15 protein-coding genes are annotated in these 12,760 nt (G+C 50.7%); 5 read left to right on the top strand and 10 right to left on the bottom strand.

Annotation, left to right across the window (positions count from 1 at the left end; genetic code table 11):
* The 9 genes from PLA01S_RS32890 to wecB all read right to left on the bottom strand — a co-directional run.
* Window positions 1-1,556, bottom strand: a 1,556-nt coding sequence (locus tag PLA01S_RS32890; protein WP_272868168.1) for a collagen-like repeat preface domain-containing protein, incomplete at its 3' end; no start/stop codon positions are given.
* 289 nt (window positions 1,557-1,845) lie between these two features.
* Window positions 1,846-2,661, bottom strand: coding sequence for a tRNA (guanosine(37)-N1)-methyltransferase TrmD (gene trmD / locus PLA01S_RS23945; protein ID WP_127594327.1), 816 nt, complete (start codon window positions 2,659-2,661; stop codon window positions 1,846-1,848).
* Window positions 2,662-2,664: 3 nt separating this feature from the next.
* Window positions 2,665-3,186 (bottom strand): ribosome maturation factor RimM, encoded by a 522-nt coding sequence (gene rimM, locus PLA01S_RS23940; protein WP_127594326.1) that lies wholly within the window; start codon window positions 3,184-3,186, stop codon window positions 2,665-2,667.
* A gap of 111 nt (window positions 3,187-3,297) precedes the next feature.
* Window positions 3,298-3,528, bottom strand: coding sequence for a KH domain-containing protein (locus PLA01S_RS23935; RefSeq protein WP_006211360.1), 231 nt, complete (start codon window positions 3,526-3,528; stop codon window positions 3,298-3,300).
* 21 nt (window positions 3,529-3,549) lie between these two features.
* Complete coding sequence (gene rpsP, locus PLA01S_RS23930; protein WP_006211361.1) at window positions 3,550-3,822, bottom strand: 30S ribosomal protein S16; 273 nt, start codon at window positions 3,820-3,822, stop codon at window positions 3,550-3,552.
* Between the two features lie 48 nt (window positions 3,823-3,870).
* Entirely contained in the window at window positions 3,871-5,253 is a 1,383-nt protein-coding gene (gene ffh, locus PLA01S_RS23925; protein WP_127594325.1) for a signal recognition particle protein, read from the bottom strand.
* A 21-nt stretch (window positions 5,254-5,274) separates the two neighbouring features.
* On the bottom strand, window positions 5,275-5,631 hold the full coding sequence (locus tag PLA01S_RS23920) for a putative DNA-binding protein (protein ID WP_127594324.1): 357 nt from the start codon (window positions 5,629-5,631) through the stop codon (window positions 5,275-5,277).
* Between the two features lie 136 nt (window positions 5,632-5,767).
* The gene (trhA, locus tag PLA01S_RS23915; RefSeq protein WP_127594323.1) at window positions 5,768-6,415 is read right to left on the bottom strand and encodes a PAQR family membrane homeostasis protein TrhA; all 648 of its coding nucleotides are present in this window, start codon (window positions 6,413-6,415) and stop codon (window positions 5,768-5,770) included.
* A 78-nt stretch (window positions 6,416-6,493) separates the two neighbouring features.
* Window positions 6,494-7,612: a non-hydrolyzing UDP-N-acetylglucosamine 2-epimerase gene (gene wecB / locus PLA01S_RS23910; RefSeq protein WP_218033666.1), complete on the bottom strand. Its 1,119-nt coding sequence runs from the start codon at window positions 7,610-7,612 to the stop codon at window positions 6,494-6,496.
* Between the two features lie 206 nt (window positions 7,613-7,818).
* Here wecB and PLA01S_RS23905 point away from each other — a divergent pair, with 206 nt between their 5' ends.
* The 5 genes from PLA01S_RS23905 to PLA01S_RS23885 all read left to right on the top strand — a co-directional run bounded on the left by PLA01S_RS23905 (window position 7,819) and on the right by PLA01S_RS23885 (window position 11,662).
* Complete coding sequence (locus tag PLA01S_RS23905) at window positions 7,819-8,847, top strand: glycosyltransferase family protein (protein WP_127594322.1); 1,029 nt, start codon at window positions 7,819-7,821, stop codon at window positions 8,845-8,847.
* 203 nt (window positions 8,848-9,050) lie between these two features.
* Window positions 9,051-10,016 carry a glycosyltransferase family 2 protein gene (locus PLA01S_RS23900; RefSeq protein WP_246059795.1) on the top strand — a complete coding sequence of 322 codons (966 nt, stop codon included), beginning with the start codon at window positions 9,051-9,053 and terminating at the stop codon, window positions 10,014-10,016.
* Window positions 10,017-10,045: 29 nt separating this feature from the next.
* Window positions 10,046-11,056: a polysaccharide pyruvyl transferase family protein gene (locus tag PLA01S_RS23895; protein ID WP_127594320.1), complete on the top strand. Its 1,011-nt coding sequence runs from the start codon at window positions 10,046-10,048 to the stop codon at window positions 11,054-11,056.
* A gap of 64 nt (window positions 11,057-11,120) precedes the next feature.
* Window positions 11,121-11,396, top strand: coding sequence for a hypothetical protein (locus PLA01S_RS23890; RefSeq protein ID WP_246059793.1), 276 nt, complete (start codon window positions 11,121-11,123; stop codon window positions 11,394-11,396).
* A 62-nt stretch (window positions 11,397-11,458) separates the two neighbouring features.
* Entirely contained in the window at window positions 11,459-11,662 is a 204-nt protein-coding gene (locus PLA01S_RS23885; RefSeq protein ID WP_071220047.1) for a hypothetical protein, read from the top strand.
* Between the two features lie 91 nt (window positions 11,663-11,753).
* Here PLA01S_RS23885 and ftsY read toward each other — a convergent pair whose 3' ends face one another.
* Complete coding sequence (ftsY, locus tag PLA01S_RS23880) at window positions 11,754-12,755, bottom strand: signal recognition particle-docking protein FtsY (RefSeq protein WP_098747111.1); 1,002 nt, start codon at window positions 12,753-12,755, stop codon at window positions 11,754-11,756.
* Window positions 12,756-12,760 lie beyond the last annotated feature (5 nt).

Below are 12,760 nucleotides of genomic sequence, written 5' to 3'. Positions count from 1 at the left end.
GCTCCTGTGGCTCCTGTGGCTCCCGTAACTCCGGTTGCTCCTGTAGCTCCGGTTTCACCAGTTACTCCCGTGGCGCCAGTCGGACCAGTTGCTCCGGTTGCCCCCGTTGCTCCTGTGGCTCCCGTAACCCCGGTTGCTCCCGTAACACCAGTTTCACCCGTTGCTCCCGTTGCTCCTATAGCACCTATCGCTCCTGTCGCTCCCGTAACTCCTGTAGCCCCTGTCGCTCCTGTTACCCCGGTTGCTCCCGTAGCGCCAGTTGCTCCGGTTGCTCCTATAGCTCCTGTTTCTCCTGTTTCTCCAGTTACTCCCGTAGCACCGGTTGCTCCAGTTTCACCCGTTGCTCCGGTCGCTCCGGTTGCTCCTGTAACTCCTGCTACTCCAGTTGCTCCAGTTTCACCCGTTGCTCCTGTTACCCCGGTTGCACCTGTTACCCCCATTACTCCGGTTACTCCCGTGACCCCGGTTGCTCCGGTTGCTCCCGTTACACCTGTCGCTCCAATTACACCTGGCGATCCTGTTGCTCCTGTTGCACCCGCTGCGCCGGTCGGACCTGTCACACCGGTCGAACCTGTTCCTCCTGTTACACCCGTTATCCCAGTCGGTCCGGTCGCTCCTGTTATCCCGCCAGGCGCTCCCGGTGGTCCTTCCGGACCTGATGGTCCCGTAGCACCCATGGCACCTGTTGGTCCGGTTGCTCCGGGCAAGCCATCCACACCAGTTGTCCCGGTCGCTCCTGTAGCACCTGTCGGGCCAGTAGCTCCCGTCGCTCCTGCCGCACCAGTTGGTCCTGTTGCTCCAGTCACGCCCGGCTCTCCGTTACCCGGCACGCTTTCTAAGGTTTCCTGGATCGTGAGACCTTGAACACTTTCAGCGCTCGTCCTTGCAACAGCTGATAGAGATTGCAGGGCATCGTTTTGGACAGTCAGTGGGACGTTTAACGTAGACACGGTTCCTGAAAGAGCATTGGTATAGTTGGTCAACTGTTCATTCAAAAGCCCGGGGGATGCTCCATTCAGCAGTAAAGAAACAATACCATCCGCTGCTGCTTGCAGCCTACCTAACTGTGGTCCGGAACTCCCTAATCTCGCAGCCTGTTGGTTGATGCCTTGGAGTACATCAGCAAGCTGCTGGCGCGACCCGGCCCCTGGATTCGTCGTTGCATTCATAATGTAATAAGGCAGATTGTTCATTAAATTGACTAGCGGGACAGCATCCGCACTCGGAAACGCATTATCCAGCCTTGATTGAATACCATTTTGCAAATCAGCGATATCCGGACCGATCTCGCTGCCGACTCCAATTCGTTCTCCATACGATTGAATCAACGTCATGACTTCGTTCAATCTTGTTAAAATCCCTTCCAGATTATCCGCATTGGAAATCCTTGCAATCTGTTGTACGACCAGCCTAAGGCCCCGTCGTTTCCGCAACGAGAACCTCATGCCCGAGACCAGATCGTTAAGGCTCTGCAATTGTATTTTGATTAGTGTGAAATTCTCATTAACCGGCTGTTCCACAAATGCGCGTAACAGTGATGTTAATTGACGGATCAATGTAACGAATCGAGTGGCTTGGTTCTTTCCGACACGGATTCGCCCGGGTGTAAGTCCCTGAATTACAGTCTTGCTGTCCCTACGTTTCCTTCTTTCTTGCCTCAATCGATTTCACCCCTTACGATCTCATGCATCCGCAAACGCCTATTTATCACACTATTCAATTCATACGATTTTTGTTCTCGGGTGCAAGCAAGAAACGTGCATATTACTACATACGGGCACATGATAGAAAAAAAACGAACAGACCTGTGCTTACAGATCTGTTCGTTAGATTGAACAATAAAACTTATGAGTTTCCCGCTTCTCGCTGAAGCTTGTCTAAATACGCCCGATCCTGTTTGGACAATTTCAGCTTGTCTAACAACTCCGGGCGACGCTCCCATGTCCGCTTAAGCGCTTGTTCCCGACGCCACACGTCAATATTCGCGTGATGACCGCTTAACAAAATATCCGGCACTTTCCAGCCGCGAAACTCAGCCGGCCGTGTATAGTGCGGATATTCCAGCAGGCCTGTACTGAATGAATCAGTCACCGCTGAGGTTTCATTGCCAAGCACACCAGGCAGCAATCGGACCACAGAGTCGATGACAACCATCGCCGGCAGCTCTCCGCCGGTAAGCACGTAATCCCCGACGGATAACTCATCGGTAACAAGAAACTCGCGAATGCGTTCATCATAACCTTCGTAATGCCCGCATATAAATACCAGATGGTCTTCCTGAGACAACTCTTCCGCCTTTTTCTGCGTAAAGGTCTCTCCTTGCGGACACATCAGAATGACTCGCGGAGGCTTGGCTGTTCCAGCGATATCCGCTGAAATCTCCCCGGAAGGATTAGCCCCATCCTCATGATTCGAAATCGCATCCGTATCAGAAGCTAGGATATCCTCCACCGCAGCAAAAATCGGGTCCGGCTTTAACACCATTCCCCCTCCGCCGCCATAGGGGGTATCATCGACCTGACCATGCTTGTTCCCGGCATATTGGCGAAAGTTGATAGCATTCAAGTTCACAATTTGTTTTTCGGCCGCTTTCCCCAAAATACTCGAATGAAACACACCATCAAACATCTCGGGGAACAGCGTCAGCACATCAATCCGCATGAACTATAACAACCCTTCCATGAGATGCACGCGGACAAGCTTCGATTCCTTGTCTACATCAAGTACGACATCCGGTATGGCCGGAAGGAGAATTTCTTTTCCTTGAGGCGTTTTGACAACCCATACATCGTTAGCGCCTGGCGTCAAAATTTCAGAGATCGTGCCGAGCTCCTCGGCCGGGTCTTCATCGGTCATCACCTTGCAGCCAATGATCTCATGGAAATAGTACTCGTTCTCCGGAAGCTCCTCCTGAAGATCCGCTGGAATCTTCAACAGCGAGCCCTTATATTTTTCGGCATCATTAATGCCATGCAGCTCCTTGAATTTAAGGATATACATGTTTTTATGAAAACGGGATGTATCCACCGTTACTTCTACCTTGCTCCCCTTGTCCGGGACAATATACAACTGGCTCTTTGGAGCAAATCGCTGATCGGCAAAATCCGTATGCGGCATGACTTTAACTTCCCCGCGGATGCCGTGCGTATTCACGATTTTCCCTACGGTAAACAACTTTTCAGACATGGTCTTCCTCCTGCATCACTTAATGAACGTTCTCGCTGGTATGACCGGCTGATTTCTTCAGCATGTACGAAAAAGGGCTAGGACATGCATCCTAACCCCCTTTCGTATATTTTAAGAAATGATATCAACGGTCACCCGTTTATCCATTTTAACCGCCGCCGATGTTACGACTGTACGCAATGATTTGGCGATACGCCCTTGTTTGCCTATGACCTTCCCGACATCGTCAGGATGCACGTACAGCTCATATACAATCAAGTGCTCCTTCTCAACGGTCTTCACAGTCACATCTTCTGGATGATCCACTAAAGCCTTAGCAATAACGCGAACTAATTCTTCCATAGATAACCCTCGCGATCAGTCTTATTTCTGATGCTTCAGCTCATGAAATTTCTTCATTACGCCCGCTTTGCTAAGCAAGTTGCGAACCGTGTCAGATGCTTGCGCACCATTTTGAAGCCAGTTCAGTGCTTTCTCTTCATCGATTTTAACTTCAGCCGGTTGAGCAACCGGATTGTAATAACCGATTTCCTCGATAAAACGGCCGTCACGTGGGGAACGGGAATCAGAAACCACCACGCGGTAGAAAGGAGCCTTGTGAGCACCCATGCGTTTCAGACGAATACGTACTGCCATTTGAAAATTCACCTCCTTCAAAAAATGTCCATTCGATATAGCCGAGACTTAACGGAATGGAAACTTCATGCCTTTTCCGCCGGTCAAGCCTTTCAGCTGTTTCATTGCTTTGTTCTTGCCGCCTTTAGGACCCATCATATCCGAGAACTGTTTCATCACGCGGCGCATTTCGTCAAACTGCTTGATGAGCCGGTTCACTTCAGCCAGCGAGGTTCCGCTGCCTGCCGCAATCCGTTTACGGCGGTTGTGATTGATAATGTCAGGCTGCTGCTTCTCCGCCGTTGTCATGGAGTGGACGATAGCCTCGATGCGTCCCATCTGCTTCTCGTCAACCTTGAGATCCTTGGCTTGCTTCATCTTGCCCATGCCGGGAATCATATCCATCAGCTGGTCCAGAGGACCGAGCTTCTTGACCTGGTCCATCTGCTCCAGGAAATCCTCGAACGTAAATTCGGCATTACGCATTTTACGTTCCATTTCCTTGGCCTTGTCAGCATCAATGTTCGATTGTGCTTTCTCGATAAGAGACAGCATATCGCCCATTCCGAGAATCCGCGATGCCATCCGTTCCGGATGGAACGGCTCCAGCGCATCAATCTTCTCGCCAAGTGCAGCGAATTTGATCGGACATCCGGTAACCGCCTTAACCGAGAGGGCGGCACCGCCCCGAGTATCACCGTCCAGCTTCGTGAGCACGACACCCGTCAGCGTCAATTGCTGGTTGAAGCTTTCCGCGACATTCACCGCATCCTGACCCGTCATCGCGTCAACGACAAGCAGGACTTCATCAGGATTCACAACGCTGTGAATCTGCTTCAATTCTTCCATCAGCTCTTCATCGACATGAAGACGGCCGGCGGTATCGATAATGACATAATCGTGACCATTATCTTTGGCATGCTGGAGGCCCTGCTTCGCGATTTCGACCGGGCTTGTCTTGTCTCCTAAAGAGAACACCGGCACGTTGATCTGATTACCGAGTACTTCGAGCTGCTTGATCGCAGCAGGACGATAAATATCGCCGGCAACGAGCAGCGGTCGGCTGTTCTGCTTCTGAAGCAGCTTGGCCAGCTTGCCCGAAGTCGTTGTCTTACCGGCACCTTGCAAACCGGCCATCATAATGACCGTTGGCGGCTTATTACTCTTCACCAGTTTGGCTTGGCTTCCTCCCATCAACTCCGTCAGTTCTTTATTAACGATGTCAATGATCACCATGCCGGGCGTAAAGCTGTCCATCACTTCCTTGCCGATGGCCTTCTCTTTTACTTTGGATACGAAATCCTTAACCACTTTGAAGTTAACGTCGGCTTCTAGAAGCGCGAGTCGAACTTCACGCATGGCGGCTGTTACATCTTCTTCGGACACCTTGCCTTTACCACGAAGCTTGCTGAACACATTCTGTAGTCTGCTGGTCAATCCTTCAAACGCCATATCCGCCACCTCCGTTCATACTTAATCCCATACTTTTAAACGTTCAACCATATCGGTTATTGCTTGCTTATCATGTTCACCCAGGTCGCTACTCTCCACCATTTCCCGAAACTTATCCAGCTCCCGGATGCGCGTTTCATGCTTGCTCAGGAGCCCCAGCTTCTCTTCATAGGACTCGAGCACCTGTTCTGCGCGCTTAATATGCTCATAGACGGCCTGGCGACTAATCTCAAATTCACCAGCGATTTCTCCGAGGGAAAAATCGTCATGGAAATAATACTTCAAAAAGGTCTGCTGTTTCTCTGTCAGCAGCTGCTCATAGAAATCGAACAGCAAATTGATCCGGTTCGTCTTCTCGAGCCGATTCTCCTGACTCATTTAAGGGCACCCCCTCGTCAAGGAAAAACACTTTACAGTTCGCTTAACGAACCTTATCATACAAAAAACAAAGAAGGATGTCAAGCCATTTCCCTTGTCATCCTTCTTCATGTGCAGGAAGCCTTCTTCTACCCGTTCAACCGATAGGAAGAAGGTATATCAGTATCGCAAAAAAGTGAAGAATCGAACCCGCCAGCACAAACAAATGCCAGATGGCATGATGGTATGGGAAGCCCCGCCACACATAGAATATGGTGCCCAGCGTGTACAACACGCCGCCAACGGCAAGCAAAGTCATCCCTTGAGGAGCTACAACCGCCGTTAACGGATTCCAGGCAATGACGATCAGCCAGCCCATCGCAAGGTAGAATATCGTCGATAGGAACAAAAACTTCTTGACGAAGAATGCTTTAAATATGACACCGAACAGCGCAGTGCCCCATACGATCCCGAAGAGACTCCATCCCAGCGTTCCCCGGATGGCAACCAGCAAGAATGGCGTATACGTCCCTGCGATGTACAAGTAAATGGAGGAGTGGTCCATAAACTCAAAGAAATCCTTGGCTTTCCCGTCTCTCAAGCCGTGGACGAGCGTTGAGCTCAAATACAACAGCAGCATCGTCGATCCGTAGATCGTGAAGCTCACCACATGCCAGGCTGTGCCTTTCAAACTTGAAAATACGATCAGGAGCACCAGCGCAGCAACGCTTAGTGCCGCTCCTATGCCATGTGTTATTGCATTCGCTATCTCTTCTCTGCGTGGATAAGTGTAAGTATTGGCCATAACAGGTATCCTTTCGCTTGTCATCTTATACTTCATTATACGCCCTGCGGGCATGCAAAATCAAAGCCGCCCCCTATATCAGCCCCCCTGCGATTGGAAAAATTGCTGGATGGCGCTGACGATTTGGCGGGACGCAGTGCCGTCGCCAAACGGATTATGGGCTTTTGCCATGCTGCGGTACGCTTCCTTATCCGACAGCAGCTGCTCTATTCCTGCCTGAACCGCTTCACACTGCGTGCCGACGCATTTTAGGGTACCGGCCGTGACTCCTTCCGGGCGTTCGGTTTTATCCCTCAGTACCAGAACCGGCTTCCCTAGTGACGGCGCTTCCTCCTGTATGCCGCCGGAGTCCGTCAAGACCAGATAGGAACGCTGCATGATATGATGCAGATCTACCACATCGAGCGGTTCGGTCAAGTGGATTCGCTCGTGCCCCTCAAGCTCTTTCGCGACCGCCTCCTGCAGCACAGGGTTTGGATGGACCGGATATATCACTTCAATGTCAGGGTGCTTTTGGATCACACGCTTCACTGCCTCAAACACCCCTTTCATCGGTTCTCCCCAATTCTCCCTGCGATGCATGGTCATCAGTATTAATCGGCTATTTTTCCGTAACTTGCTCTGTATCGGATGCTCAAAAGGAGCCTGAAGCGTCCACTTCATCGCATCGATTCCCGTGTTTCCCGTTACATATACGTGAGCCGATCGGTTCTCGGCATTGAGATTAGCTGCGGACAGCGCCGTCGGGGCAAAGTGCATATCAGCCACTCTGCCGATCCACTCGCGGTTCATCTCCTCTGGAAACGGCGCGTATTTATCATACGTCCGAAGCCCTGCTTCCACATGTCCCACCGGAATCTTTGCGTAATAAGCTGCCAAAGCACCGATGAATGCTGTCGTGGTATCCCCGTGGACCAGCACAAGATCATATTTTCTCGCTTGGAATACCTTCTCCATCCCTTTTAGCAGGTCAGCGCTCAGACTGTATAAGGATTGCCCTTCCTTCATGATATTCAGATCCGTTTGCGTCTGGATTTCAAAAAAACGAAGCACCTGATCCAGCATCTCACGATGCTGTGCGGTTACGCATACGATTGGAGTTAAACCCGGGGCTGACTCCAATTCCTTGACCAAAGGTGCCATTTTAATCGCTTCCGGACGCGTTCCGAATATAACAAGAACATTTTTCTGTTTCACGAACCTTCACTCCTCCTCGTTTTATATGAAAAGATAGATCTGAAACCTCATATCTTAAGCATTATATGGCAAGTTGATAGATTCGTTCCGGTCAGTTGCACCCTTGTAGAAATCAACCATTTTTCGGCCTTTCGGCTCATTCGTCCAATTCTATGAAGCTAGCAATGCATATATTATCCCGAGTACAAAAGAAAGGAGGAAACCTCTTGGCTGTTATCATTTATCCGAGAACGATGAACTGGTCGTATATGAAACAGAGACCGCAGCAGCTTATGACTCAATTGGGGGCGCTTGGTCATCAGGTTTTCTTCGAAAACCTGGCACCGCTGGATAAGGAGTTCAAAGAAGTGGAACCGAATGTGTTCCTATTCACAGATACCAAAACATTTCTGCACAAAAAACTGCCTGCCCTTCGCAAAGAGCATCCGATTGTCGTCTGGACGACGTGGTCTAAACTCCGGACGCGCATTTCCACTCTCTTTCAGCCCGACATTACGATCTACGACTGCTGCGATGAATTTCCGCATTGGGCTAAATATGAACCCAAAATGATTGACGAGGCGGACCATGTTGTATGTACCGCAGAGGTGATTCACACCCGGTTATCCTTGGCGTATCCGGATAAACCGCTTACCTTGATCCCGAATGGCGCTGACTCTTCATTTTTTCATATTCCATTCAGTGAAAGACCCGCCGATCTCCCTCCGGGTTCTGTTGTTGCTTATATCGGTGCTTGGGCGTATTGGGTAGATCATGAACTGTTCGCCAAGGCGGCCATTCAATTTCCAAACGTCCACTTCGTTTCCATTGGAGCACCTTATGGCAGCTCAGGCGATTATTCGAAGCTTCCCAATGTGCATATTCTCGGGGAAAAGCCGCACCAGGAGCTCAAGCGTTATCTCGCTCACATTGACGTTGCATTGATCCCCTTCCAATACCATCCGATTACGCTGGCAACCAATCCAGTCAAAGCATATGAGTATCTGGCATCCGGTGTTCGCGTATTGTCAACGGCTCTGCCGGAATGCATTGCCATGGAGCCGCATGTTACCACGGCGACAACCCATGATGATTTTTTGGGCAAGCTGTCCTCCATGCTCCATCACCCGGATACAGCAGAGCATAAGCTGGCCCGCATTGCCTACGCCAGAGAGAACCGCTGGGTTGAACGCGGATTGAAAGCCGATCAAGTGATCCAGCAGGCCATCCTGGACAAAGGCATGAACACCCTTTGAAACCCTATGCCATACTCCGTACGCAGCCATTCGGCTATAGAGCCAGCGATACATTAGCCTATCGTGAACAAATCATTCAGGAAGTCTCACAAATAGACCGTGAGTGGATTCTATGGGGCGGTAACTTCTCTTTTTTCAATAAAAGCACACAGACTTTCATTCCAATGCCAGCTCATATTCCAGATCGTGTTGTCTGTATTTGTATGAACGGCGCACCAATCTATTGGAGAAAAGCCTGGCTGCTTGCCGCCCTCACCCGCTGGAACGACAGGCTTCCTGCTGCCAGATTTCTGCCTTATGATCTGCTGCCCGCCGATCCAAGCCTTACGATGCATCTAAACCCATCGCAAAACCCTCCGTATCAAAAGGATCTGGAGTATATTCTCCCTGTTCTGTCTGCAACAAGGATGCGAGAGAAAACCGCCAGCTCCACAGGGACTTTGTCCCCTGAAATCCCTCCGCAACCTGTCGTCTCCATTCTGATGAGCATTCATAATATGAAGGACACTTTAGGCTGGAGCATCCGTTCCGTGTTGGCACAATCAAGCGATAACTGGGAGCTGTTAATAGGCGATGACGGCTCTGAGGACGATAGTCTGGAGGAAGCCTGCGCTTATCCTGACAGCAGAATTCGGGTTCTGTCCCAATCGCGTAACCGCGGAAAAGCAATCATGATGAATCGCCTGCTTTTTGAAGCAAAGGGTCGATATATTCTGGAATTGGATGGAGATGACTGGCTGGTTCCTGATGCCACCGCACTCCTGGCCGAAGCGCTTGACCAGAATCCGGACGGCAGGATGGCCACAGGCCGGTATGGGTGCTGGGAACGAACCCGGCAGCTCGGTCCTCTATGGAGAAGAAACGTTGATTCGGGCAAGCTTTATTCGGCATGGTCTGCTTCCTTAAATCGAACGAATCAGCATGTACACCCGCTCGTCCCCCGTATGTATCGAAAGTCATCCCTAATCGCCATTGGCGGCTGGTGGAATCGGGAGGATCGTCTCGGACGTATCTTCGAAGATATCGATGTTACCGCCAGGCTTCTTAAGCACAGCTCGCCAGTTCAAGTCGATGCCCTCTTGTATCATCGCGTCATTTATGGCAGCAGTACCAGCCAACGTAACCGCAGCCTCTTCGAAGCCTGGAATCAGCAAACACACAAGAGCTAGACAGCGCTCGAAAAGGAGGTGATACGTACATGCATATTGCCGCTTCCGGGTACTATGGAATGGGAAACTTCGGTGATGATTTATTTCTTCACACCCTTCGCCAAGTATTCCACGATCATCACGTCTATCCCTGGAACGCCCGATTGGACCCCCATCAGACGGATGCCTTCATCATCGGCGGTGGAGATTTAATTACACCCTACTCGTTCAATTCATATTACTTCCCTCCGCAGCTCAAAGGACAGCCTACCTGGGTCTACGGTGTCGGCATCGTGGATGCCTACCCGGAACACACTTGGCCTGAGGAGCAGGTATCCGCCTACCGGGAGATGATCTCCAAGGCAAACCGCGCGGTGTTCCGGGATGAACGATCGTCGGCCATCGCCAAACGGGCAGGCTTCCATCGAAACGTCGAAACAGCCCCTGACATGGTATTTGGCTATCGTCAGCCCGATATCCCGGTGAAACGATTCTCTAAGCGTCCAACGATTGGCGTCGTTGTATTTTCCTACGAATCATTTCCGATGGACAACATGACCAAACTGCTGGGACATCTTATTGCAAAGGGCTATCATGCCGTCCTGATCCCGGTCATTCATCATCCGGGCAATGCGTACTCCGATTACAACACATGTCTGCAATTGCAGCAAAAGGTAAAGGAGTCTACACCCGGCGCTTCCATTGAGACGCTGCCGTTCCTTATGGATATTGAGCTCACTTACCGTTTCATTCAATCTGTCGACTATTTAATATCGTTCAAGCTTCACCCGTCGCTAGCCGCTTTACGCGGCGGCAAGCCTGTACTGGCGCTCAGCACCATGAGCAAAGTGCATAGCCTGCTGAGCTCTTTTCATCTCGGTCAATACTTTACGGATTATCGTCAGCCGCTTGATGTTCTGGTCGATAAAACCGAAACCTTCCTTAAATACGGCCCTGGTCATGTGCAGCAGATTATGCCCATGATCCGCGCAGCGGAGGAAGAAAGCACCGCCTCGCTTCGGGGTTTAAAGAAGCATATCGAAGAGCACAACCGTTGGTAATACAGAAAGGAGAATGACTATGTGTTGCTTCCTGTTCTGCAGAAGACTTGCAAGGCGAGTCAAGGTGTTAACACGGCAGGTCGAACTTCTAAGCCAGGAAACCAGTCAATTAACCGAGCGCGTAGAGTCACTGGAGAGTCAAGTCCTCACGGGTTTAACGATTATTCCGGAGCTGATTCAATATTTCGAAGCCCGTACCGGCCAAAAAGTACGGGTTAGCACAACGTTTGTCACCTTGGAAGGGGTCGTTTTGGCTACCGCCGAAGATGGTGTTCAGCTCCGTGAAGCATCGGGTGACCTTGTGCTGATTCCATTCGCCAGTATTACATCCGTTCAGTAATTCCTTCGGATGATACTGGATATCAGCTTCAAACTTTCATTACGGCAAGGAGGTTAACCGATATGCGCTACGTGGATTGGCTGCAAGGATTTATCGGCTCGGAAACCGAAGTAACGGTGTCGGGAGATGTGATCATTGGCACGCTGACCGAAGTGGGCGAAGGAACCATCACCTTAAAAGTACCGCCCATCATCTATGGTCCTCCTACAGATACGGCCATCATCCCGCTTCGTTCGATTGAATTCGTTCGGATCGTCTCTTCATAAAAAGCTTGTGCCCGTAGATCGAGCCGAACATGAAAAAGGACCGAAAGTATATCTTTCGGTCCTTTTGTATACATATTCGACTAGACCAGTTCTAGTCCTGTTGTTCTACGGCATTCTCTTCTTCCTTAATCAAACCCGCAAAGAGGGCATGAACGAACTGCTCCGAGTCAAAGGTCTGGAGGTCACCCATTTTCTCTCCCAAGCCTACCAGCTTCACCGGAAGATTCAACTCTTGACGAATCGCGATCACGATGCCGCCCTTAGCCGTACCATCCAGCTTGGTTAATACGAGGCCGGTCACGCCGCTCTTCTCCCCGAACAGCTTCGCCTGGCTCAGCGCATTTTGTCCTGTCGTCGCATCAAGGACCATCAGCACCTCATGCGGGGCACTCGGGATTTCGCGTTGAATGACGCGGAAGATTTTATTCAGCTCTTCCATCAGATTGGTTTTGTTCTGAAGGCGTCCCGCCGTATCGCAGAGCAGAACATCCGCTTGCCGCTGCTTGGCTGCTTGAACCGCATCGAACATGACGGCTGCCGGGTCTGAACCGGGCTGCTGTTTAATGACTTCAACGCCAACCCGTTCTCCCCATACTTCCAGCTGTTCGATCGCACCCGCACGGAACGTGTCGCCCGCTGCGAGCAAAACCTTCTTGCCCTCCTGCTTATAACGATGCGCCAGCTTGCCAATCGTCGTTGTTTTACCGACTCCGTTAACACCGACAAACAGAATGACCGTAATTCCATCCGGATTCTCCCGCAGCTCATTGCTGCTATCATCACGAAGGAGTCCCATCAGCTTCTCTGACAATACCGGCTGCAGATCGGCAGCGTCCTCAATCCGCCGTTTCTTCACTTCGGCACGAAGATCGTCCATCAGATCCATCACGGTATTGACGCCGACGTCAGCGCCAATCAGAATCTCTTCCAATTCCTCGTAAAATTCTTCATCGATCTTTTTCCGGCGAATCACCAGGTCCGACACTTTCTCGATAAATCCCTTCCGGGTTTTCTCGAGTCCGTCGCGGAACTGTTTTGTTACGTTTTCCGTTTTGCTGGAAATGCTCTCTTTTAACTTCTTAAAAAAGCTCATACGTA

This window comes from Paenibacillus lautus NBRC 15380 (assembly GCF_004000945.1).
GTDB lineage: Bacteria > Bacillota > Bacilli > Paenibacillales > Paenibacillaceae > Paenibacillus_AQ > Paenibacillus_AQ lautus.
Note: the sequence above shows the minus strand (reverse complement) of the source record. Positions and strands in the feature narration are given on the sequence as shown.